At 62.2% G+C, this 20,489-nt stretch carries 22 protein-coding genes and 1 riboswitch; of the genes, 2 read left to right on the plus strand and 20 right to left on the minus strand.

The window, feature by feature from the left end; translation table 11 throughout:
• The 4 genes from OEG82_RS00485 to OEG82_RS00500 are packed head-to-tail and all read right to left on the minus strand — an operon-like array spanning nucleotide 1 to nucleotide 3,506.
• The gene (locus OEG82_RS00485) at nucleotides 1–996 is read right to left on the minus strand and encodes an Ldh family oxidoreductase (protein ID WP_425497618.1); all 996 of its coding nucleotides are present in this window, start codon (nucleotides 994–996) and stop codon (nucleotides 1–3) included.
• Nucleotides 997–1,001: 5 nt separating this feature from the next.
• A complete protein-coding gene (locus tag OEG82_RS00490) occupies nucleotides 1,002–1,934 on the minus strand; it encodes a hydroxyacid dehydrogenase (protein ID WP_267610509.1) in 933 nt (310 codons plus the stop codon).
• A 25-nt stretch (nucleotides 1,935–1,959) separates the two neighbouring features.
• Nucleotides 1,960–3,141: a UxaA family hydrolase gene (locus tag OEG82_RS00495; RefSeq protein ID WP_267610510.1), complete on the minus strand. Its 1,182-nt coding sequence runs from the start codon at nucleotides 3,139–3,141 to the stop codon at nucleotides 1,960–1,962.
• Nucleotides 3,142–3,152: 11 nt separating this feature from the next.
• The gene (locus OEG82_RS00500) at nucleotides 3,153–3,506 is read right to left on the minus strand and encodes a UxaA family hydrolase (RefSeq protein WP_267610511.1); all 354 of its coding nucleotides are present in this window, start codon (nucleotides 3,504–3,506) and stop codon (nucleotides 3,153–3,155) included.
• Nucleotides 3,507–3,544: 38 nt separating this feature from the next.
• On the opposite strand from OEG82_RS00500, the gene OEG82_RS00505 reads away from it, so the two are divergent.
• Nucleotides 3,545–4,306 carry a GntR family transcriptional regulator gene (locus OEG82_RS00505; RefSeq protein WP_267610512.1) on the plus strand — a complete coding sequence of 254 codons (762 nt, stop codon included), beginning with the start codon at nucleotides 3,545–3,547 and terminating at the stop codon, nucleotides 4,304–4,306.
• Here the strand turns inward: OEG82_RS00505 and OEG82_RS00510 are convergent.
• A complete protein-coding gene (locus tag OEG82_RS00510) occupies nucleotides 4,259–5,395 on the minus strand; it encodes a Gfo/Idh/MocA family protein (protein ID WP_267610513.1) in 1,137 nt (378 codons plus the stop codon). The two genes, OEG82_RS00505 and OEG82_RS00510, sit on opposite strands and share 48 nt — an antisense overlap.
• 26 nt (nucleotides 5,396–5,421) lie before the next feature.
• Complete coding sequence (locus OEG82_RS00515; RefSeq protein ID WP_267610514.1) at nucleotides 5,422–6,810, minus strand: L-fucose/L-arabinose isomerase family protein; 1,389 nt, start codon at nucleotides 6,808–6,810, stop codon at nucleotides 5,422–5,424.
• Between the two features lie 91 nt (nucleotides 6,811–6,901).
• Between OEG82_RS00515 and OEG82_RS00520 the strand changes: the two genes are divergently transcribed.
• On the plus strand, nucleotides 6,902–7,447 hold the full coding sequence (locus OEG82_RS00520) for a histidine phosphatase family protein (protein ID WP_267610515.1): 546 nt from the start codon (nucleotides 6,902–6,904) through the stop codon (nucleotides 7,445–7,447).
• Nucleotides 7,448–7,461: 14 nt separating this feature from the next.
• Here OEG82_RS00520 and OEG82_RS00525 read toward each other — a convergent pair whose 3' ends face one another.
• From OEG82_RS00525 to OEG82_RS00590, 14 genes are all read right to left on the minus strand, one after another.
• Nucleotides 7,462–8,496, minus strand: a complete 1,035-nt coding sequence (locus OEG82_RS00525) for a tagatose 1,6-diphosphate aldolase (RefSeq protein WP_267610516.1) — start codon at nucleotides 8,494–8,496, stop codon at nucleotides 7,462–7,464.
• Entirely contained in the window at nucleotides 8,487–9,392 is a 906-nt protein-coding gene (locus OEG82_RS00530; RefSeq protein ID WP_267610517.1) for a PfkB family carbohydrate kinase, read from the minus strand. Before OEG82_RS00530 ends, OEG82_RS00525 begins: the two co-directional genes overlap by 10 nt.
• Before the next feature lie 202 nt (nucleotides 9,393–9,594).
• Complete coding sequence (locus tag OEG82_RS00535) at nucleotides 9,595–10,671, minus strand: TRAP transporter substrate-binding protein (protein ID WP_267614804.1); 1,077 nt, start codon at nucleotides 10,669–10,671, stop codon at nucleotides 9,595–9,597.
• A gap of 127 nt (nucleotides 10,672–10,798) precedes the next feature.
• Entirely contained in the window at nucleotides 10,799–12,088 is a 1,290-nt protein-coding gene (locus OEG82_RS00540; RefSeq protein ID WP_267610518.1) for a TRAP transporter large permease, read from the minus strand.
• Between the two features lie 3 nt (nucleotides 12,089–12,091).
• Nucleotides 12,092–12,679: a TRAP transporter small permease gene (locus tag OEG82_RS00545; RefSeq protein WP_267610519.1), complete on the minus strand. Its 588-nt coding sequence runs from the start codon at nucleotides 12,677–12,679 to the stop codon at nucleotides 12,092–12,094.
• A gap of 120 nt (nucleotides 12,680–12,799) precedes the next feature.
• Nucleotides 12,800–13,810 carry an aldose epimerase family protein gene (locus OEG82_RS00550; protein WP_267610520.1) on the minus strand — a complete coding sequence of 337 codons (1,011 nt, stop codon included), beginning with the start codon at nucleotides 13,808–13,810 and terminating at the stop codon, nucleotides 12,800–12,802.
• A gap of 75 nt (nucleotides 13,811–13,885) precedes the next feature.
• Nucleotides 13,886–15,070, minus strand: a complete 1,185-nt coding sequence (locus tag OEG82_RS00555; RefSeq protein WP_267610521.1) for a vWA domain-containing protein — start codon at nucleotides 15,068–15,070, stop codon at nucleotides 13,886–13,888.
• 40 nt (nucleotides 15,071–15,110) lie between these two features.
• Nucleotides 15,111–15,614 (minus strand): hypothetical protein, encoded by a 504-nt coding sequence (locus tag OEG82_RS00560; protein ID WP_267610522.1) that lies wholly within the window; start codon nucleotides 15,612–15,614, stop codon nucleotides 15,111–15,113.
• 137 nt (nucleotides 15,615–15,751) lie between these two features.
• Nucleotides 15,752–16,123, minus strand: coding sequence for a type II toxin-antitoxin system death-on-curing family toxin (locus OEG82_RS00565; protein WP_267610523.1), 372 nt, complete (start codon nucleotides 16,121–16,123; stop codon nucleotides 15,752–15,754).
• Nucleotides 16,124–16,127: 4 nt separating this feature from the next.
• Nucleotides 16,128–16,358, minus strand: a complete 231-nt coding sequence (locus tag OEG82_RS00570) for a type II toxin-antitoxin system Phd/YefM family antitoxin (protein ID WP_267610524.1) — start codon at nucleotides 16,356–16,358, stop codon at nucleotides 16,128–16,130.
• Nucleotides 16,359–16,448: 90 nt separating this feature from the next.
• Entirely contained in the window at nucleotides 16,449–16,913 is a 465-nt protein-coding gene (locus OEG82_RS00575; protein WP_267610525.1) for a GNAT family N-acetyltransferase, read from the minus strand.
• Nucleotides 16,910–17,851, minus strand: coding sequence for a homoserine O-succinyltransferase (locus OEG82_RS00580; RefSeq protein ID WP_267610526.1), 942 nt, complete (start codon nucleotides 17,849–17,851; stop codon nucleotides 16,910–16,912). Before OEG82_RS00580 ends, OEG82_RS00575 begins: the two co-directional genes overlap by 4 nt.
• A gap of 57 nt (nucleotides 17,852–17,908) precedes the next feature.
• Nucleotides 17,909–17,986: riboswitch (SAM riboswitch) on the minus strand.
• Nucleotides 17,987–17,988: 2 nt separating this feature from the next.
• Nucleotides 17,989–19,113: a GGDEF domain-containing protein gene (locus tag OEG82_RS00585; protein WP_267610527.1), complete on the minus strand. Its 1,125-nt coding sequence runs from the start codon at nucleotides 19,111–19,113 to the stop codon at nucleotides 17,989–17,991.
• Nucleotides 19,114–19,585: 472 nt separating this feature from the next.
• Nucleotides 19,586–20,428, minus strand: coding sequence for an AAA family ATPase (locus OEG82_RS00590; protein WP_267610528.1), 843 nt, complete (start codon nucleotides 20,426–20,428; stop codon nucleotides 19,586–19,588).
• Between the last annotated feature and the right edge of the window lie 61 nt (nucleotides 20,429–20,489).

The raw sequence follows: 20,489 nt of genomic DNA on the forward strand, positions 1-20,489 counted from the left end.
TCAGACGCCGATGGCGCGGATCGATTGGGCCAGATCCTTGTCCACGGGAATGCCGTTTTCCAGAAGATCGCTGCGGATCTGCTGGCGCCGCCGCCCGGGCACGCGCGCCCCTTGCGTGCCGGCCACCATATCGGCCATCAGCGCCATGCGCTCCTCGCCGCCCGGGCCGAAGGCATCGGGGTCAATCGCAATGATTGCCTGTCCGGTTCCCGGCGGGTCGCCCTTGTCGTCGAAGAACGACGTCGCCTGCCAGGCGTAATTGGCGCCGGTCAGGCCGGCGCATAGCAGTTCCACCATCAGCGCCAGCGCCGTGCCCTTGGCATCGCCCAGCGGCAGCATCGTCCCGGCCATCGCCGCCTTGGCATCCGTGGTCGGATTTCCATCCGGGTCCAGCGCCCAGCCTTCGGGAATGGCCTCGCCCTTTTGCGACGCCGCCATGATCTTGCCGCGCGCCACTTTCGACAGTGAAATATCCACCACCACCGGTGCGCCATTCGAAACCGGCGCGGCAAAGGCAATCGGATCGGTGCCAAACAGCGGCCGGTTGCCGCCCCAGGGCGCCATCGCCGCCGGCGCATTGGCGACCATCAGAGCGGCCACGCCACGCTCGGCCAGTTCCTCGACAATCACGCCCGCAACGCCGCAATGATGCGAGCGCCGGATCCCGGCAATGGCAATGCCTTGCATATTTGCCGCCGCCGGCAGCCAGTCCACCGCCAGATCCATCGCCGGATAGGCAAAGCCGTTGCCGGCATCGATCGCCAGCGCACCGGGCCGCAAAGCCTCGGAAGACGGCGTGGCGAAACCATCCACCTTGCCGGCTTTGGCCTGGGCCGAATAGGCCGCCACCCGCCGCAACCCGTGCCCGTTCTGGCCCGCCAGCTCGGCTGCCAGCAGCGCGCGCGCCACCGAGGCCGCATTCTCCGGCGATGTCCGGCTACGCGTCAACGCTCCGGTGATCATCTCGGTGATGGCTTCCGGCGTCAGTGTCACCATGGTGCTCATGTCTTGTTCCCCAGCGCTTCCAGCACCTTTTCTGCGATCAGATGACTGACCCGTTGATTGGATTCATCCGTCACGCCGGCGATATGCGGCGTCAGGATCAGATTGCCGATATTCTTGAACTTGTTTCCCGCCTCGGCGGTCAGCGGCTCGGTTTCAAACACATCGAGCGCCGCCCCACCAAGCCGACCGGCTTTCAGCGCTTCGGCAAGTGCCGCCTCGTCGACAATCCCGCCGCGTGCGGCATTGATCAGCACCGCATCGGGCTTCATCGAGGACAGCGCCCCGGCATCGACCATGTGCCGCGTGGAGTCGGTCAACGGCGTGTGCAGCGAGACCACGTCGCCGAGCTCCAGCACCGCGTCGAGCGAGACATTGCGGGCGATCTGCCAGCCGGCATGATCGGCCATCAGAAACGGATCACAGGCAACGATCTGCATGCCCATCATATGCGCCCGCCACGCCACCTCGCGGGCAATCGCGCCATAGCCGACAAGCCCGAGGGTCTTGCCGGCCAGTTCGCGGCCCATCATCGACTGCCGCGGCCAGTCTCCCGCCGCCACCTCTGCGGAGCGCAGGAAGGCACCACGCAACAGCATCAATGCCGATGCGATGACATATTCTGCCACCGACAAATCATTGGCGCCGGTTGCCGGCACGACCTTGATCGAGCGCGCCTTGCAGGCCGCAACGTCGATATTGTCGAGCCCGACACCGAGCCGCCCGACGACCCGCAATTTCGGCCCCATGCTCAGAAGCGTTTCATTGACCTGGGTGCGATTGCGCACGATCAGGGCGCGTGCCGCGGTCAGGTGAGCATGCAGCGCCGCCGGATCATCGACCAGACCCGGCTCGTAAAGTGTTTCAAAACTGGCGGCGAGGCGGCCAACCGCCGCCTCGTCCATGAATTCGGTGATGATGATTTCGGCCATGACAAACCTGTTCCGTTTGCGCCAATCAAGCCGATCTGTAGAGCTTTGTCATCGAGAATTCGCGATGGCCGAGCGCTTCGGCGGCTGTCGAGCGGCCGTTGGAGGTGCGCAGGATCATCTCGATGAGACTGTCACCGGCCTCGTCGATGGTCATGTCGCGCCTGAGGATGCCCGAGACATCGACATCGACATGCTCGCCCATGGTGCGCACCGTGCGCGGATTGGCGGTGATCTTGATCACCGGCACGATCGGGTTGCCCACCACATTGCCCTGGCCTGTGGGGAAGGTGTGGACCACATAGCCGCCGGCGGCCATCAGCGTCACGCATTCCGCAGCAGCAGACGACGAGTCCATGAAATACAGGCCCTTGCCCGATTGCGGCGTTTCGGCCGGCTCGAGAATGTCGATATATTTCGAGGTCCGGCCGATCTTTTCGAGATTGCCCAGCGCCTTTTCCTCGATCGTGGTCAACCCGCCCTCGATATTGCCCTTGGTCGGCTGGCTGTCGGAGAGATCATCGGTCTGATGGGCGAAGATGACATCGTTCTGATAGGCTTCCCACATCTTGTACCAGCGCTCGCCGACCTCCTCGTTGATGGCGCGGGCCTTGCAGATATGCTCGGCCCCGGTGATCTCCGAGGTTTCGCCGAAACAGCCATAGATGCCTTCGGGCAGCAGCTTGTCATACATGTTGCCGACCGTCGGGCAGGAGCCGAGACCCGTCGTCGTGTCGCTCTCGCCGCATTTGGTCGAGACCCAGAGCTCCGAGATCGGGCATTCCTCGCGCTGCAGTTCGGAGGCGAAATGGACGAAATCCTTGGCCGCGCGCGAAGCGTCCATGATGGTCTTGAGGTCGCCATTCTGCTCGATCGAAAAGGCTGCGACCGGCTTGCCGGTGGCGGCGATGCCGTCGGCGATCTTCTTGGTCCAGCCCGGCTCGATGCCGATCACCACCACGGCTGCGACATTGGGGTTGGATCCGGTGCCGATCATGGTGCGGAAATGCAGATCGAGATCCTCGCCGAACTGCAGCCGTCCATAGGCATGCGGCAGCGCCAGCGTGCCCTTGATGTTGTTGGCGACCGCTTCGCAGGCGGCGTTGGAGATGTCGTCGACCGGCAGGATGACGACATGGTTGCGCACGCCGACCCGGCCGTTTTCGCGCCGGTAGCCATAAAATGTCCTGTTGGAATAGTTCGATGCCATGATCAGGGCTCCTACCAGCGCTTGGTCTTGAGATTGTGGGTGTGGACGTGATCGCCCTTCTTGATGTCGGCCACGAACTTGCCGATGTCCTCGCCATATTTGATCGCGGTCTCGCCCGAAGCGATGTCTTTGAGCGCGATCTTGTGGCCGATCGGCACATCGGCATTGGCATCGAGCTCGAAGCTCGAATTGTCATGGGTGACCACGCACAGCATCTTCGTGCCGGCGCTCAGTCCTTCAACAACAACAACGCCGACATTGTCCGCGTGATCATGAACCAGTAGATGGGGGTGCTCACGAGTGTCCTCCAGTGTGGAAAAAGTGTATTCTTTGACCGTCCGGTGGACAGGTCTTATATAAGACATAAGATATGCCGGGCACAAAATGTCAACCGGGGCGGGACATGGAAAAGAAATTATCAGGACCGGACGAGACCGAAACCCGCACTGGCGAGCCGATCGGGTTCAAGCCGCTTTACGCCCAGGTGCGTGAAAGGCTGATGCGCCGCCTGGTCGATGGCGACTGGACGCCCGGCATGCTGCTGCCCAGCGAAATGGAACTGGCGCGCCAGCTCAATGTCAGTCAGGGCACCGTGCGCAAGGCGCTCGATTCGATGACCGCCGACAATCTGCTGCTGCGCCGCCAGGGCCGCGGCACCTATGTCGCCGAACCCGAAGAAAGTCGGATGCTGTTTCAGTTCTTCCGGCTCTCGCCCGACCAGGGCAGCCCCAGCTTTCCCGATTCGCGGGTGCTGAGCACCGGCAAGGCCAAACCGACCCGGACCGAAATTGCTTCACTCAAGCTTGAAAAAACCGACGAGGTGTTCCGCATCGAGCGCATCCGCTCGCTCTCCGGCCAGCCGATCCTGATCGAAACCATCACCCTGCCGGCGGGCCGCTTTCCCGATTTCGACCATCTGACCATCATTCCCAACAATGTCTACCGGCTCTATTCCGAGCGCTGGGGCATCACTATCGGCAGCGCCGAAGAGCGCCTCAAGGCGATCTCCGCCAGCTCCCGCGACGCCGTCAAGCTGGGCTGCCACATCGGCGAGCCGCTATTGCTGATCAGCCGGGTGGCGCGTGATCTGGAAGACCGCCCGGTCGAACTGAGATGGTCACGCTGCATTTCCCGCGACATCCATTATGCGGTCAATCTGCGCTGACGGCGCCAGCGCAACTGCCTGACCGGTCTTGACCGACTGCTCCGCCGCCAGCCCGACCCGCACCGCCTGCAACCCGTCTTCAAGTGAAACCTCCGCGACCCCGCCGTCTCGTATCATCTCGAAGAATTTCCGGTGCTGGAAAAAAGTCGATCCATGGTGATCGCCGACCGCCAGAATCGCGGCATCAACCTCGATGATCTCGCGGCTTTCCCGCTTGCCGGCCCGCGGCGACAGCACGAACTCCGAATGCCGTTCCTTGCCATCGGGCGAAAACCGCGATGGGCCCGGCACAAAGGCTTCGGCCCCGGCCCGGTCGCCGGTCACGGCAATGGCTTCCTGCCAGCTTGAGCCCTCGGCGAACATGCACAGATCGAGCATGCCGCGCAGGCCATTGGCAAAATCGACGACCACGAAGGCATTGTCGAGAATATCTGGCCGCTGCCCGTCATAAAGCTCGTCGCGAAAATTGACGTCCGCGCCGCCGGACGCATAGACGCGCACCGGCTCGGCCTCGGCAATCAGCCGCATCAGATCGAAGAAATGGCAGCATTTTTCAACCAGCGTGCCGCCGGTCTTGGCCTCGAACCGGTTCCAGTCGCCAACTTTCTTGAGAAAGGGAAAGCGGTGCTCGCGGATGGCGATCATCCGAGGATCCCCGGTCGCGCCGGAGCGAACCGCCCGGATCAGCCGCTCGACAGGAGGCATGTAGCGATATTCCATCGCCACCCAGATCTGCGCGGTGCGTCCGTGAGCCCTTGCCAGCACATCCTCGCAATCGGCCAGTGTCGTGCATAACGGCTTTTCCACCAGCATCGGCAGATCCGCCGGCAGCACGTCCAGCAGGATCCGGTGATGCAGGTGATTTGGGGCGGCAATCACCAGCGCATCGCAGAGCCCGGAGCCAAGCAGCGCCGCATGATCGGTGAAAACGGCACAGCCGTCGCCGGCCAGGTGAGCAGCACTTGCCCGCATGCCGGCGTCCGGATCGCAGACCGCCGTCACCCGCCCGCCCTCGATCAGGGCGATGTTGCGAATGTGCTCGTGGCCCATCATGCCCGCACCGATGATGCCATATCTGATGTCTGTCATGACAATGCCCCAGCCTGAGTGAATGTCTAGAGATGAACCACCGGCAGACCGGCCGCGGCGGCAAAGCTTTCGAGGGCCGCGACATGGTCGCCATAGGCCAGCGCCATATGATGCTCCAGCCCGCTGTCGATCACCCGGCCCAGCATCTCCTCTGCCGGCCGTTCGAAGTGCACCACGCCCGATGTGCCGGTAAATGCCATCTCGCGCTTGAGCATTTCGCCCCGCGCAATCACCAGGCTCTGCCGGCCATGCGCCTGGCTCAGCCGCGTGAAAGTAACGGTGCCGGGCTTGAGCGGAAACTCGAACAGCAACGGCATCTTGCGATTGGTGTGGAGGGTGGCGCGGGCGGCAGCATCCGGATCGGCCATCGACACCGGCGCCTGGCCGCAATGCCAGACCACGCCTGTGTTGTCGGCCGCGTCCATATCCACCAGATCAACCAGAAACACCGGCTGGTCACTGGCCGCCTGCAACAGCAATTGCGTGGCCGCGCCATAGACATCAGCCTCGCAGGCGCAGGGCACGCGGGCCTCGCCCATCATCGATGCCGGACCGCAGACCGCGCCGCCATAGTCGGTAAAGGTCTCCGGCCAGCAGCGGATGGCAAAGGCATCAAACCCGCCCTCGGCCTTCATGCCGTCGAGCGCCAGCTTGAGCCGCAACGACCGGTCGAGCTCGCCCTGATCAACCTCATCCAGCCCTGAAACCGTGCCTTCCACCGCACACCGCAGATCACCGGCCGCCGCCGCGGGGGCCGCATGGGCGCGGGAAAACAGCTCGGAGAGGTCAAAGCCTGTGACCGTCAGGCCGGTCAAGGCAGCCAATCGCCCGCTGTCATAGGCGCAAGTGTCAAACCCGTCGGGATGCGCCCCGATCCGGGCAATGCTCTTGCCCCTGAGCCTATCGAGCAACGCCTTGCCGCTTGCCGGATCTGCCTGCGAGGCCTGCGCGACAAGCGGCGATACCATCGGCGTTTCCCCGAACAGGTTTTCCCGTCCGGGTGAGCCAGGTGCAGCGTAGCGCCACGAGAACAGCCGGCCGCGCAGTCCCAGCGCGTGCGAAGCGAGATTGAGTCCGCAAAAGGCGTTGAGCCGCAAGCGTCCGCCCAGACGCGGCTCCGGCACCGCCCAGATCGCCAGCGGCTGATCAAAGACCTCGGCGATCCGGCAGGTCATCGCCGCATCGGTGAATGTGACCTGCAGGATCAGGATCCGGTCCGGTTGTGCCGCCTCGATCTGCGCCATCGCCGCTTCGGTTGAGGCGGCATCCATCAGCAGCGTGCCCGGCCCCACCAGCCGGTGACCGCAAGCGCCCAGATCCTCCAGCATGCCCGAAAGCATCTCTTCTGCGAAGCCAATGTCGAAGGTCGGGCGCCCCAGCGGCAGCACCCCGATGGTCAGAGTTTCATCCGACATGGTCATGCCCCCTTACATCGTCCGGCAAAAACACTAGATTGCACCTATGAGTTTGATCCCGAGACGTTGGCCTGCGGCCCTTTTTCTTGCAATGGCCATCGTCGCCATCGCCCCGCCCTCCAAAAGCTTCGCCACCGAGGCAGCCTGGGCGCGACTGGCCCAGGGCGGCTACACGATCCTGCTGGGCTATTCGCGCACGCCGGGCGGTGGCGAACCGCTGCGGCCCGATCTCGGCAATTGTGAAAACCGCAAGAGCCTGACCGACCGCGGCATTCAGGAAGCGCGCCGCATCGGCATGCGCTTTGCCGCCCGCGCCGTGTCGATCGATGTGATCTATGCCGGCGAGTTCTGCCGCGCCATCGAGACCGCCGAACTTGCTTTTGGCCGCCGCGATGTCGAGACCAAGGCCTATCTCAACTCGATTGTCGGCGGCGCCGATCCGGATGTGATCCCGGCCGAGCTGATCGCAGCGGTCGAGGAATTCTACGCGGCCGGCAACCAGTTGATGGTCACCCATCCGGCGCTGATCCGTGCCATCTCCGGCACCACCCCGCGCGAGGGCGAGGCGGTCATCATCGCACCGGCCGCAAATCCCGGCGACACGCCCCGTGTCGTCAACCGGCTGCTGCTCGACTGAAATCCGCCGCCGCATCAGGTAAAATCGCCATAGCCATGGCGGAAGCTCTGATCCGCCGGTGAGAACTGCGCCCCGTCCGGTCCGAACACGGCGTGACGCGCCCAGGGTGTCGCCGCCTGGTCGGTGAGCGCATTGAGCGCGCGCATATAGTCAACCGATCCGCTTTCGAGCCCTGCCCGCATTGCCTGCCAGTCCGGATAGAGCCCGAAAGGTTCAAGCCAGATGGCGCGGCCTGCGAGATAGCCCGAGGCGCCGGCGCGATAGGCATAAGTGAGAATGTTGCGGAACTCGGGCTTGCCGGCACCCGCCGACAGCATCACCCAGGGCCGCCCTGCAAGCCGGCCCATTTCGTCAAAAGCTGCCTGCACCTTGTCATCATGGCCTCCCGGCACGTCTTTGGCGGCAACCGGGCTTTCCAGCTTGAACACGTCGATGCCGAAATCGGGGTCGGCAAAATCCGCCACCGATTGCAGCACATGGTCGGTGCGCTTGCCGGACATCTCGACATAATCGGTGGTCTGGTGCGCGTCATCTGCCAGCGGGTAGACCAGCAGTTCGAACAGGAACGGGATATCATAGCGCGCGCAGGCCTCGCCGATGCGCCTGGTGAAATCTTTCTGCTTCTGGCGGTTGTGCGCGGGCGCATCGGGCCGGTACCAGGCCAGCACCTTGACCGCGTCTCCGCCCATGCGCTTGATCTTGGCCACTGACCAGTCATCGATCTCGCTGGAGAGCCGCCCGTCCGGCGTCTCCTCGAACACCGAATCCTCCAGCGTGACGATCAGCCCCTTGCTGGGCGAGAGCTTGTCCAGCCCGCGCGGAATGGCGAAATGCGGATCGAGCAACATTGCCGAGGACTGGTCCTGCAGCGTCTCGATAAGCAATGTCTTGAAATCGGCCACCTCCTGCCAGGGCGCTTCGCTCACGCCGTGATGCCTGGCAATCGGCCCCTTGATCGGCGGCCGCTGGTCGACCGCCGTCATCTTGAACAGTCCATTGGCATCGGCCATCCGGCGCATGCCCCACAATTTGCCTGCGCTTAGCAGCATGTCCGCGCCTCTTTGAGAAAATCTTCGGTTTCAGCGCGCGTCGGATATCCGGCGCGGCCATTGGTTCGTTGGCATTTGAGGGCTGCCACCGCATTGGCAAATCGGATCGCTTCGGGCGGCGAGGCGCCCTCGCCCAACAGCAAGGCAAAGGCGCCGTGCCAGACATCGCCAGCGCCCAGCGTGTCGACGGGCGCAATGACAAAGGCCGGTTCCGAACCCGATGCCGAACCGTGCCGCCAGTTCACGCCCCTGGCACCATCGGTGACACAGACGAAGGCGCCGGTTTCCAGCGCAACTTCGGCCAGCGCCTTGTCGAGATCGTCATGGCCGCACCAGTCGCGCAGCCCCTGCGCCGAAAAGGCGATATGGCTTGCCAGACGCAGCGCCGCTTCCGCTTCCCGGATCGGCGCCTCGCCATCAAGCACACCGGGCACGCCGCGCGCCCGCGCGGTGCGCATCAGAACCTCGGCGCCGTCGGGCCAGCGTGTATCGGCAAGGGCTGCATCAAAATCATCCGGCAGCGCGGCTGTCAGCCACCCCGCCTCCATCGGCAAGGTGGGATCGCGGAAATTGACGATCTGGCGTTCGCCGCTCTGATCGATGAAGACGGAGGAGAAGGAGGACCGGCATTGCGCAAAGCGGCGCAGCATGGAGCAATCGACCCCGTCCGCGGCAAGACCGGTGGCAATCATCTCGCCGACATGGTCCACACCGATGCGGCTTGCCAGTAGGGCCTCGCCGCCGAGCCGGGCAATCGCGACGGCCGCATTGGCCGCGCCGCCGCCGCCCATGATCTCGCCACCGCGCGCGCGGTATTTTTCCGCCCGCCGCGGCATTTCGTCGACCAGGAAGACGAAATCCACCACGGATACACCGGCGGTCACGATCTTTGTCATGGCAAGCGTCCCACCCCAGACAGGTTACCGGTCGGCGGTCTCCTCCCGCCTCGGATCCGACTTTACCAAGTCTTATATAAGACACAAGACCCGAAATCGCGACGACGAGCGGCAATTGCGGGCGCGCACCCCGCCGCAAAGCAAAAGACCGCCCGGCGTGAACCGGGCGGCCTGGTGTCATTCGGCATCGCGCATGAAGGCGCTACTGGATGTCCTTCATCGCGCCGGCATCGATCACGTCCGACGCCTTGGCAGCTTCGGCCACCAGCAGGTCATAGAAGGTCGCGCCGCCCGAAACATTGGTCTTGAACCATTCGAACACCGGTTCGGCAGCCTCCTTGAACTGGGCCTTTTCCTCCATGGTCGGCACATAGACCGCGCCGCCATTTTCGGCGAACTCCTTGTAGGCCGCGATCGACTTGCGCTTCGGCGAGGCAAAGGTGGCCTGCTGCAGGGCGGCGAAGCCGTCGACGACGACACGCCGTGTGGCTTCATCCATGCCCATGAAGCGGTCATTGTTCATGTACCACAGCGCGCCCATGTAGGAGTGGCCGTCGAGCGTGAGATATTTGAGGCCCGCATCGGGGAATTTCATGCCCATGATGTCGGTGATGCCGTTCTGGGTGCCTTCGACCACTCCGGTCTGGAACGAGGTGAACAGTTCCGGCCAGGGAATCGGGGTAGGTGAAGCACCCATGGCGCGAACCAGCTCCTGCGGCAGATCGGCCACCACGGTGCGGATTTTCAGGCCATCCATGTCGGCCGGCGAGCGGATCTCCCTCTTGGTATTGGCAAAGTTGCGCCAGCCGCCGGTGTTGCCGATGGTCATCAGCCGGATCATGCCGCCGGAATCGGCCAGCATCTGTTCGCGCATCGCCCGGGTGAAGGTGCCCTCGGTCAGCACCGCCTCGGCAATGCGGTCATCGCGCAGCAGATAGGGCAGGTCCAGCACCTGAACATAGGGGAAGATCCCCGATGCGCCGCCGGAGGTCGAAATATAGATGTCGATCGAGCCGTCGGCGATGCCCTGCAGGCACTCCGCCCCGGTCGAGCACAATTGGGTGCCGATGAACAGTTCGACTTCAATGGCGCCGTTCGATGCCTTCTCGACATAGTCCTTGAACACGACCAGGCCGTCATAGTCCTCGTCGTTCTCATTCGAGTTGGCGGTGGCGCGCAGCGTGATGTCGGCGGCCTGAACCGCGGTGATCATCCCGCCGGCCAGAACCGACAGGCCAAGTGCTGCGGCGGACAATGTCTTCATTGCCTGTTTCAAGATCATTATAACCCTCCCTTTGATGTCTGCTTTCCACACAGTCTTATATAAGACACAAGATTGAACAGGTGCCGGATCTTGTCAAGCGCAGTACGCATCCGGTTCAATACGCAACTGTCGCCCCTGCCGGTCATTTCGCAAAGCCGAACAATTGCGGCACGAACAGCGAAATCTGCGGGATGAAGGTGATCATGAAGATCACCACCACCTCCACCAGCAGAAACGGCAGGATGGTCCTGGCGATGGTCTCCACCCGCTCGCCCGACACGCTCGATGTCACAAACAGCACCAGCCCCATTGGCGGCGTTGCCAGCCCCACAGTGAGGTTGACGCTCATGATGATGGCGAAATGCACCGGATGCACCCCGAGATCGGTGAAGATCGGCCCCAGGATCGGCCCCAGAATGATGATCGCCGGCCCGGCATCGAGAAACATCCCGACGATGAACAGGAGCAGGTTGATCAGGAACAGCAGCACATAGGGATTGTCGGACAGGCCGAGAATGAAATTGGCCAGGATCTCCGGCGTATGCGAGAGGCTGACGACGGTCTTGAACGCCATCGCCGCGCCGACCAGCAGCAGCACAACCGAGGTTGTCATCGCCGCCTTGGTCAGCACTTTCGGCAGGTCGGCCCAGCCCATGGTCTTGAGGATGAACAGCGACACGACAAAGGCATAGACCGCGGCCACGGCGGCAGCTTCCGTCGGCGTGAACACGCCACCCAGAATGCCGCCCAGGATGATCACCGGCGTGAGCAGCGGGAAAAACGCCTTCAGGCTGGCCTGACCACGCGCGGGCCAGCTGGCGCGGGGCGACGCGACCGGAAAATCGTGCCGCCTGGCCAGCACCGCGACAACCATCATCAGTCCGACGCCGACCAGGATGCCAGGCACGATCCCGGCCAGGAACAGGGCGGCAACGGATTCGCCCATCACATAGGCATAAATGATCATGATCCCTGAAGGCGGAATGATCGGCCCGATCACCGAGGAGGCCGCTGTCACCGCTGCGGCGAACCGGCGGGTGTAGCCATTCTTCTCCATCGCCGGGATCAGCATCGAGCCCAGTGCCGACACATCGGCGACCGCCGAGCCGGAAAGACCGGCAAACAGCATTGATGAGAGAATGTTGACATGCGCCAGCCCGCCCTTGAGATGGCCGATCATCGCCTGGCTGAACTCGACGATGCGCATGGTGATGCCGCCGCGGTTCATCAGTTCGCCGGCGAGCATGAAGAACGGAATCGCCATCAGCGGGAACGAATCCATCCCGGTAAAGACATTGCGATAGAGCAGCGCGATGTCGCGCTCCTGGCCGTTGAGCCAGAGCAGCAGACCGGGGGCTGCCAGCATGCCGAAAAATACCGGCAGGCCGATCATCAGGAAAATCAGGAACAGCGGCAGGAAGAAGAACAGCATGGCCTAATCCACCGCGATCATCATGCGATCATCATCCTCGGGCACCGCCGCCGCGGGATCGATGAGGTGGGCAATGGCCTTGAGACAGAGCTCGACATTGACCAGGATCATCATCGCCAGACCGACCGGCAGCGACATGTACATCCAGGCAAGCTTGATCCGGATCAGACCCAGCCCGACAAAGTCCAGCGGCAGTTTCAGCGAGCTGGAATTGAACAGCCAGCCGGAATTGACATGGTTGAGTCCGAGCCGGAAGCCGTAGACCAGAACCACCAGTGACACCGCCAGAAGCAGCAGCCCCAGCAGTGCCCCGAGCCGCGCCGGCAGCAGGTCGCGGGCCATGTCGATCGAGACGAAGCCGCCCCAGCGATAGGCAGACGGCGCAATCACGGCAGTCATCCACAGCATCAGGAACCGGGCGCCTTCGTCGGGCCAAGCCAGCGCGCTGCCGAGAACATACCGGAAAAACACCTGCAGCATGATGATCAGAACCATCAGCCCCATCGCCACCCAGGCGAAGGTGCGGCCCAGGCGCAACAGCCGGGTATTGAGACCCGCCAGCGGCCTCAGCACTGCCAGAATCACCGTCATGGTTATGGTCCTCCCCAGAGCCAACAGCCAAAGCGTCCGTCCAGTCTTATATAAGACCTGCGCTATGGGCTTCTATTTCGCGGCATCTGTCAAGACCAGCACCGCGCCTGCCCGATTCCCTCAGCTGCGCATGAACACATGTTCGGTGTGCTGGACCAGGGTTTCGCCGGGCCGCAGCACCGCGCCGGCGAAACCGGCATGGTTGGGGCTGTCCGGCCAGCTCTGTGTTTCCAGGCAGAAGCCGGCATTGGCTCCATAGGGCTTGCCCATGAGCCCCGGCACCGACGGGGTGATCTTGAAACCGGTGTAGAACTGCAGCCCCGGCTCGGTCGACCGCAATTCCATGGCGACGCCCGACTGCATCGACCGCGCCAGCGCGATGGTGCGAACGGTTTCCCGTTCGGACGAGATGCAGAAATTGTGGTCATAGAGCACCTGCCCGTCGGGTCCGTTGCGCCGGATCGGCCGCAGCTCGCGGAAATCGAAATCGGTGCCTTCGACCGGCCTGATCTCGCCAGTCGGGATCTGAAGCGCGTCAACCGGCAGATAGTGATCGGCGGCGATCATCAGGTCATGGTCGAGAATGCTGTCGGAGCCATCGAGGTTGAAATAGCTGTGATGGGCGATATTGGCGAGCGTCGGCCGGTCGGTGACACTTGTATAGGTTATCGCCATGCAGCCGCCGGCGCGCAGCTCATAGCGGGCCTCGACCTTCATCGATCCCGGATATCCGGCCTGGCCGTCCGGATCGACAATCGAGAACACCGCGTAATCGGCGCCATGGCTGTCCAGCGTCCAGATCCGCTTGGCCATGCTGGCGCTGCCGCCATGCAGATGGGTGACGCCGGCCTCGTTGCATTCGAGCTGATAGTCGACATTGTCCAGCGTGAAACGCCCGCCGGCAATCCGGTTGGCATGCCGGCCCGGCGTCTGCCCGAAAAACGGCGAGTGCTTCGGATAGCTGGCGAAATCCGGAAATCCCAGCGTCAGCGGTGCGCCGTGACCTTCGAGCCTGAGCTCCTGCAGGGTCGCGCCCCAGGTCATGATCCTGGCAGTCAGCCCGCCGCCCTCAAGCGTGACCCTGTGCACCGGCTGCCCGTCTGCAGTCTGGCCGAAAGCTTCGATTGCCATGGCGCGTCTCCTCAAGAGGTTGGTTTCATTGTCAGCACGGGCATGGCCCGGTTCTTCTTCAGGTGCAAGTCCGCCTTACCGGGTCAACTGCCGCGTCGCCGCCTCAAGGCCTGCGAGCGTCATCGGAAACATCCTGCCGGCAAAAAGCTGCTGGATCAGCGCGGTGGAATGGCTGTGCTGCCAATAGGCCTCCGGCGTCGGGTTGAGCCAGGCAATCTTGTGAAAATGATCCAGCACCCGCGTCAGCCAGACCTGGCCCGGCTCGTCATTCCAGTGCTCCACGGAGCCGCCGGGCGAGACGATTTCATAGGGGCTCATCGCAGCGTCGCCGACAAAGATCACCCGGTAGTCCGACCCATAGGTCCGCAACAGCTCTTCCGTCGCCAGCAATTCCTTGCGCCGCCGCCGGTTGTCGCGCCAGACCCCCTCATAGAGGCAATTGTGGAAGTAGAAATATTCCATGTGGCGGAACTCGGCGCGGGCAGCCGAAAACAGCTCCTCGACCACCTTGATGTGATCGTCCATCGAGCCGCCGACATCGAAGAACATCAAAAGCTTGACGGCATTTCGCCGTTCCGGACGGGTCTTGACGTCAAGCCAGCCATGTTCCGCCGTGGCCTGGATCGTGCCGGGCAGATCGAATTCGTCCGCCGCGCCCTCGCGCACCCAGCGCCGGAGCCGCCGCAGCGCCACCTTGATGTTGCGCGTACCGAGTTCGACCGTGTCGTCAAGATTCTTGAATTCGCGCTTGTCCCAGACCTTGACCGCCCGCCGGTGGCGGCTTTCATCCTGCCCGATCCGCACCCCTTCGGGATTATAGCCATAGGCGCCGAACGGCGAGGTTCCGGCGGTGCCGATCCATTTCGAGCCGCCCTGGTGCCGCTTTTGCTGCTCCTTGAGCCTCTGCTTGAGTGTCTCCATCAGCTTGTCGAACCCGCCCAGGCTTTCGATCAGCTTCTTCTCGTCGGGACTGAGGTGCTTTTCCGCCATCCGCCGCAGCCATTCCTCCGGCAGGTTGCGCGCATCGACGCCGCCCTCGCCGGCAATCGCCTCGACGCCGCGGAAGTGATGCGCAAACACCTGGTCGAACCGGTCGATGTGACGTTCGTCCTTCACCAGCGCGGAGCGGGCAAGATAGTAGAATGCCTCGACATCGTAGCGCGCCAGCCCGGCTTCCAGCCCTTCGATCAGGGTGAGGAATTCGCGCAGCGATACCGGTACTTTGGCGGCCTTGAGCTCAAGAAAAAACGGTAGGAACATGCGCCGACATTAGCCACAATGCGGATCGGTTGCCAACCACTTAGCTGCCCTTCAACTCCGGATTGGGGAAATAACCCGGCCCGATGGTCAGCGGCTTGTCGGGCACCACCGTGTCGTCAATCTGGCTGGTGAATGCCTTCTCGCCGCTCCATAAAAGCTCGGTGCGGGTCCGGTCATAGAGACGGATCGAGACCCGATAGGGCTTGCCGGCCTTTACCCCGCGCACGCTGGGTGAACGAACCCCGTAGCGGACACTGCGCGCGTGCAGCCGGGTTTCGACGGTGAGCGGGGGTCCGCCGGCGGGATCCTCGAAATCGGCAATCAGCCAGGCCCAGATCGGAACCGGCTTGAGGACATGGGCGGTGAAGCCGTAAAACACGTCCGCCTCGCGGTAATTGTAGATGAAACCGCCGCCGGCGATGCTGATATAGGGTTTTTGCGCCGGATCCTCGCGCGTCACCCACCCGATCCCGAACAATATGATCACCACGGCGATGGCCCCGGCAATGACTTTTTCAAATGTCCTGTCTTCGCCTACAGCCATGCCCGCAGCTTTCAAGCCGTTGACTGATCTTGTGCCCAAGACAGAATTTTCTCATATTCCCGGCAAACACGCCAGATTGAAACGAGCGCCGCTCTCCGATCGCTCGTCGGCTACAGGAGGGTCGTTCTGTCGCTGGTTCAGGAAGGGGCTGTGTTGGCCCGGAACCATGCGTCGAGATTGTCTTTTGTGAAGCTTCCGGATTCAAGCCGGTCATAGATAAACTTGATCGTTTCCTCCTCACCTGCAGTAAGCTCGAACCCATTGAGATCCAGGAAAATTTCCATGCAGGCAAATGCCACGCGCTCGTTGCCATCAACAAAACCGTGATTCATAGCGAGACTCTCCCAGAGCGCCGCCGCCTCCTCCATCAAATCAATGTAGTAGCCCGTCTGCGGCCGCAACAGCGCCGCCTCGATAAGTCCGCGATCGCGGACGCCGGCTGCACCGCCATAGGCCTTGAGCAACACATCGTGAATATGGAGCGCCTCTTGCAGGGTTACGTAGCGCATGACCTTACTTGGCCAATGCTTCGTACACCTTGTTCCAGCGCTTCATGCTGCGCTCCAACGAGGTCTGCACCTTTGGATCGACCGAGCTGCCGCCGGTGAGCCGTTCATACTCTTCAGTCGAGAGAACGACCCTGATATCACGACCATTTTTGCGGATGGCAACCGGCTCATTGCCCGACGCTTCCAGCAATTCACCGAACCGGTTATTGGCTTCGCTGGCCTGCATGACTTTCATCGCCGCTCTCCCGGTGGTCAAAACCACAATTGGACATTTTGGACAAAATAGCCAATTTAGCTTATTTGGTCGAGATCGGCGGCGGTGCCGCTAGCGGCTGTATTTGACGAAGGGCGTCAGCGTGGCGATCCGGTCATAGAGTTTTCGCGCCTCGGCGTTGAACTCCTGCGTCATCCAGTAGACGGCGGGACAGCCATCCGCATCGGCGCGCGCATAGACAGCCTCGATCAGGGCTCGGCCAACACCGGTGCCGCGCACTTCCGGTGCGGCGTAGAGATCCTGCAAATAGCACACCGATTCCACCTTCCAGCCATGCCGGTGATAGAAATAATGCACCAGCCCGACCGGCCTGCCGTCGTTGAGCGCCAGCAATCCGCGCGGCTCGTAAAACGACGCCTCGCCGGCGACATGGTCACCCAGGATCCGGCGCAGCGTCGTCTGGTAGACCTGTTCCGGCACGCTCGATTCATAGAACTCCAGATAGAGCGTCCACAGCCGCCGCCATTCGGGCTCGTCGGCAGCCGTGATCGGCCGGATTTCCAGATTGCCGCTCATCCGTTTTCTCCTCTGGTCACCAGCCGTTCCTCGCCAATGTCCTGGATGTCGAAGGGCGTGGTCTGGTAGACCTGATTGATCCAGTTGCCGAACAGCAGGAAGGCATGGCTGCGCCAGCGGTTCGACGGCTTGTTCTCCGGATTGTCGTCCGGAAAATAATTCCGCGGCAGCGCCACCGGCGCCCCCGCCTTCACGTCGCGAAAATATTCTTCCGCCAGCGTGCCGGAATCATATTCGATGTGGTTGAAGATGTAGAGCCGGTTGGCAAATGCCTCGTGCAACAGGCACAGCCCGGTCTGCTGGCTTTCCATCAGAACTTCGAAATCTGGAGTCAGGTCTTCCCGCCGCACCTCGGTCCAGCGCGACACCGACACCTGGAAGTCATCCGAAAACCCCGTGAGGTACGGCGAGGCCGGAACCAGGTTGCGGTGGCGATAGACCCCGAAGGCCTTCTCTTCGAGCGGCCGCTTGGGCACCTGGTGAAAATGCCACGCCGCCGCCATGGCCCCCCAGCAGACGAAGAAACTCGAATGTACATGGGTGGTTGTCCAGTCGAGGATTTGCTGCATTTCCTGCCAATAGGTCACATCCTCGAACGGCAGGGTTTCGATGGGCGCCCCGGTGATGATGAAGCCGTCAAACTTGCGGTGCTTCACCTCGTCCCAGGTGTGGTAGAAATTGATCAGATGCTCTTCGGGCGTGTTCTTGGCGGTGTGCGAGCCGATCCGCACCAGCGTCAGCTCCACCTGCAGGGGCGAGGCGCCGATCAGCCGTGCGATCTGCGTTTCAGTGGCGATCTTGTTGGGCATCAGATTCAGCAGGCCGATATGCAAGGGCCTGATATCCTGCCGCACGGCAATCGATTCATCCAGGATTTGCACGCCCTCGCGCACCAGCGCGGCGCGGGACGGAAGACCATCGGGAATACGGATCGGCATGACGCACTGACCTCCAACAAAAAACCGGCCGCGAAGACAACGCTGCCGGTCCGGTGGGACGCAATCCCGTCGGCCCTTTAGCAAGTTGTTTAACGTGGCTGCAAGCCGGCCGGCCAAATCACCACAATGCCTGAAATCTAGACCCTTGCCCCGGTCCGGTCAACATGGAGCGTGTCATCGGTGCAGCCGCTTCCCGCCAGTCTCACACGATTGCGGCCGTCATTCTTCGACTGGTAGACCGCGGCATCGGCATTGCCCATGGCCGCGCCGAAATCATCCTCGGGCGCCAGCACGCAATAGCCGAAACTCGCCGTCAGCTTGAGGTCATTGTCCGGGATCGGGATCGACAGCGATTCGATCGCAATTCGCAACCGAGTCGCGGCCAGCCGAGTCATTTCCTCGTTGCATTCGGGCAGCAGAATGCAGAATTCCTCACCGCCGAGCCGGGCGCAGATCGATGTTTCCCCCGACACCTCGCGCAACAGCTTCGCCACGGTTTTCAAGGCAACATCGCCGGCGTCATGGCCATGGGTGTCATTGACCCGCTTGAAATGGTCGATGTCGCAGATGATCAGGCCGGTCGGAAACGGTTTCGACACGGCGCGCAACCGCTCCACCCGCGCCTCGAAGGCGCGCCGGTTGAGCAGCCCGGTCAGCGGATCGGTCTCGGCCAGGCGAATGAGCCGCATCACCAGATTGACCGAGTAGCGCGCAAACAGCGCGACGCCGATGACGACAGCAAAGATCGCATTGCCGGTCTGCATCGACGAGGCAAAGGGCGAACCGTTGAAGGTGTCGAGCGTGAGCGGACTGGGGCCATTGAGATGGATCTGGACGATCCGGTAGAAGGTGAAGAACGCCTGCACCACCAGAATGGCGGAAATGGCCGTGTCGATGCGATGGGTTCGAGCCCGCCAGACCAGATATCCGCACAGCAGGTCGACAAAGACCACGAAACCGCTGGTGGCGGTAAACCGCATGCCGAACAGCGACGGATGCGAATAGGTATAGAGGATGACGCTGGCGACAATTGCGGCCGCAAGCCAGAAGGCCAGTTTTGGAAATTTCTGGCCATAGAGCGAGGCCACGCCCCATATCATCAGAAAGTGGCTGCCCAGCAGCGAGAGCTGGATCGCCCCGCGATAGGCCGGGTGCAATTCACCCTCGGCCAGCATGATCAGGGTGAAACCGATTGTCGCCAGGAAATAGGCGCCGGCCAGACGCAGGGCCGGCAGCTGTTTGCGATCATAGAAGAACAGCATCAGGAACGCGATACCGGCAGTTATGATAATGGTTGGCCCAAGCCACTGATATGTCAGGTTGGGTAAGATCAAAACCGACGCCTTGTGCATTGCTGATGCGGCGCAATATGGCAGCTAAAGGTGGCCAATTGATTACTATCTCCCCCGGCCAGAGCAATGGCCCCTATAAAAAAACAAACGTTTGATCAGATTCACAGCCTGCTCAATTTCCGTTTGGCGCCATGGGCTTACCCGCAATTGCGGTATTCGGCAAATCGGCAGGTTGCCCATCGCGGCAGCCGGGTGCGGGCATCGCCGTCAGGCGCATGGCCCTGATGGTGAATGCACCCGCTGCGGGCGCCTTCCGGATCCGGTGCATGCCGTCCATCACCCGCCCCTGCGGGCATAATATGATGGGATAATCCAGGCTGGCTTCCTGCATCCACCGCTTGTGGCCGGCAATGATGCGCGGTGTCGGCAGGCCCCCGGACTGTCAGCCGCCGCGCTGCCGCGCCATAAAGGCCAGGCGTTCGAACAGGTGCACATCCTGCTCGTTTTTCAGCAGCGCTCCGTGCAATTTCGGCAGAGCATTCTTGGCATCCCCGCGCAGGCTTTCCGGCTCGACATCGTCGGACACCAGGAGCCGGATCCAGTCGAGCGCTTCCGAGGTCGAGGGCTTCTTCTTCAGCCCTGCGGTCTCACGGATGGCGTAGAACTGGGTCAGCGCCTCGCGCACCAGGGTCTGCTTGATGCCCGGATAATGCACATCGACAATCCGCTGCAGCGTATCCATGTCGGGAAAGCGGATATAGTGGAAGAAACAGCGGCGCAGAAAGGCGTCCGGCAATTCCTTCTCGTTGTTCGACGTGATGATGACGATCGGCCGCTGACGGGCCTGGATGGTTTCGCCGGTCTCGTAGACAAAGAACTCCATCCGGTCGAGTTCCTGCAGCAGGTCGTTGGGGAACTCGATATCGGCCTTGTCGATCTCGTCGATCAGCAGCACCGTCTTCCTGTCGGCCGCAAAGGCTTCCCACAGCTTGCCGCGGCGAATGTAATTGGCCACGTCATTGACCCGCTCGTCGCCGAGCTGGCTGTCGCGCAGCCGGCTCACCGCGTCATATTCATAGAGCCCCTGCTGCGCCTTGGTGGTCGATTTCACCGACCATTCAATCAGGTCGAGCCCGAGCGATTCGGCGATCTGGCGAGCCAGTTCGGTCTTGCCGGTACCCGGTTCGCCCTTGACCAGCAAGGGCCGCTCAAGCCGGATTGCCGCATTGACCGCGACTGTGAGATCCTTTTCCGCGACATAGGTCGACGTGCCTTCAAACTGCATATGCCCTCCATGCGCCGCAATTCCGGCGGCTTGGTTCGATAGCTTTCTCAACACCATACTC

The sequence above is a fragment of the Hoeflea ulvae genome (assembly GCF_026619435.1).
GTDB lineage: Bacteria > Pseudomonadota > Alphaproteobacteria > Rhizobiales > Rhizobiaceae > Hoeflea > Hoeflea ulvae.

What these genes read in the sequence shown, in the direction of transcription:
- OEG82_RS00540 (WP_267610518.1), bottom strand. Translation starts at nt 12,088, where the DNA reads ATGCTGTTCTTCTTCCTGCCGCTGTTCCTGATTTTCCTGATGATCGGC.
- OEG82_RS00590 (WP_267610528.1), bottom strand. Translation starts at nt 20,428, where the DNA reads ATGCAGTTTGAAGGCACGTCGACCTATGTCGCGGAAAAGGATCTCACA.
- OEG82_RS00520 (WP_267610515.1), top strand. Translation starts at nt 6,902, where the DNA reads ATGGCCATCGTCGCCATCGCCCCGCCCTCCAAAAGCTTCGCCACCGAG.
- OEG82_RS00525 (WP_267610516.1), bottom strand. Translation starts at nt 8,496, where the DNA reads ATGCTGCTAAGCGCAGGCAAATTGTGGGGCATGCGCCGGATGGCCGAT.
- OEG82_RS00500 (WP_267610511.1), bottom strand. Translation starts at nt 3,506, where the DNA reads ATGTCTTATATAAGACCTGTCCACCGGACGGTCAAAGAATACACTTTT.
- OEG82_RS00550 (WP_267610520.1), bottom strand. Translation starts at nt 13,810, where the DNA reads ATGGCAATCGAAGCTTTCGGCCAGACTGCAGACGGGCAGCCGGTGCAC.
- OEG82_RS00515 (WP_267610514.1), bottom strand. Translation starts at nt 6,810, where the DNA reads ATGTCGGATGAAACTCTGACCATCGGGGTGCTGCCGCTGGGGCGCCCG.
- OEG82_RS00555 (WP_267610521.1), bottom strand. Translation starts at nt 15,070, where the DNA reads ATGTTCCTACCGTTTTTTCTTGAGCTCAAGGCCGCCAAAGTACCGGTA.
- OEG82_RS00510 (WP_267610513.1), bottom strand. Translation starts at nt 5,395, where the DNA reads ATGACAGACATCAGATATGGCATCATCGGTGCGGGCATGATGGGCCAC.
- OEG82_RS00570 (WP_267610524.1), bottom strand. Translation starts at nt 16,358, where the DNA reads ATGAAAGTCATGCAGGCCAGCGAAGCCAATAACCGGTTCGGTGAATTG.
- OEG82_RS00495 (WP_267610510.1), bottom strand. Translation starts at nt 3,141, where the DNA reads ATGGCATCGAACTATTCCAACAGGACATTTTATGGCTACCGGCGCGAA.
- OEG82_RS00490 (WP_267610509.1), bottom strand. Translation starts at nt 1,934, where the DNA reads ATGGCCGAAATCATCATCACCGAATTCATGGACGAGGCGGCGGTTGGC.
- OEG82_RS00585 (WP_267610527.1), bottom strand. Translation starts at nt 19,113, where the DNA reads ATGCTGTTCTTCTATGATCGCAAACAGCTGCCGGCCCTGCGTCTGGCC.
- OEG82_RS00565 (WP_267610523.1), bottom strand. Translation starts at nt 16,123, where the DNA reads ATGCGCTACGTAACCCTGCAAGAGGCGCTCCATATTCACGATGTGTTG.
- OEG82_RS00505 (WP_267610512.1), top strand. Translation starts at nt 3,545, where the DNA reads ATGGAAAAGAAATTATCAGGACCGGACGAGACCGAAACCCGCACTGGC.
- OEG82_RS00580 (WP_267610526.1), bottom strand. Translation starts at nt 17,851, where the DNA reads ATGCCGATCCGTATTCCCGATGGTCTTCCGTCCCGCGCCGCGCTGGTG.
- OEG82_RS00545 (WP_267610519.1), bottom strand. Translation starts at nt 12,679, where the DNA reads ATGACGGTGATTCTGGCAGTGCTGAGGCCGCTGGCGGGTCTCAATACC.
- OEG82_RS00575 (WP_267610525.1), bottom strand. Translation starts at nt 16,913, where the DNA reads ATGAGCGGCAATCTGGAAATCCGGCCGATCACGGCTGCCGACGAGCCC.
- OEG82_RS00530 (WP_267610517.1), bottom strand. Translation starts at nt 9,392, where the DNA reads ATGACAAAGATCGTGACCGCCGGTGTATCCGTGGTGGATTTCGTCTTC.
- OEG82_RS00560 (WP_267610522.1), bottom strand. Translation starts at nt 15,614, where the DNA reads ATGGCTGTAGGCGAAGACAGGACATTTGAAAAAGTCATTGCCGGGGCC.
- OEG82_RS00485 (WP_425497618.1), bottom strand. Translation starts at nt 996, where the DNA reads ATGGTGACACTGACGCCGGAAGCCATCACCGAGATGATCACCGGAGCG.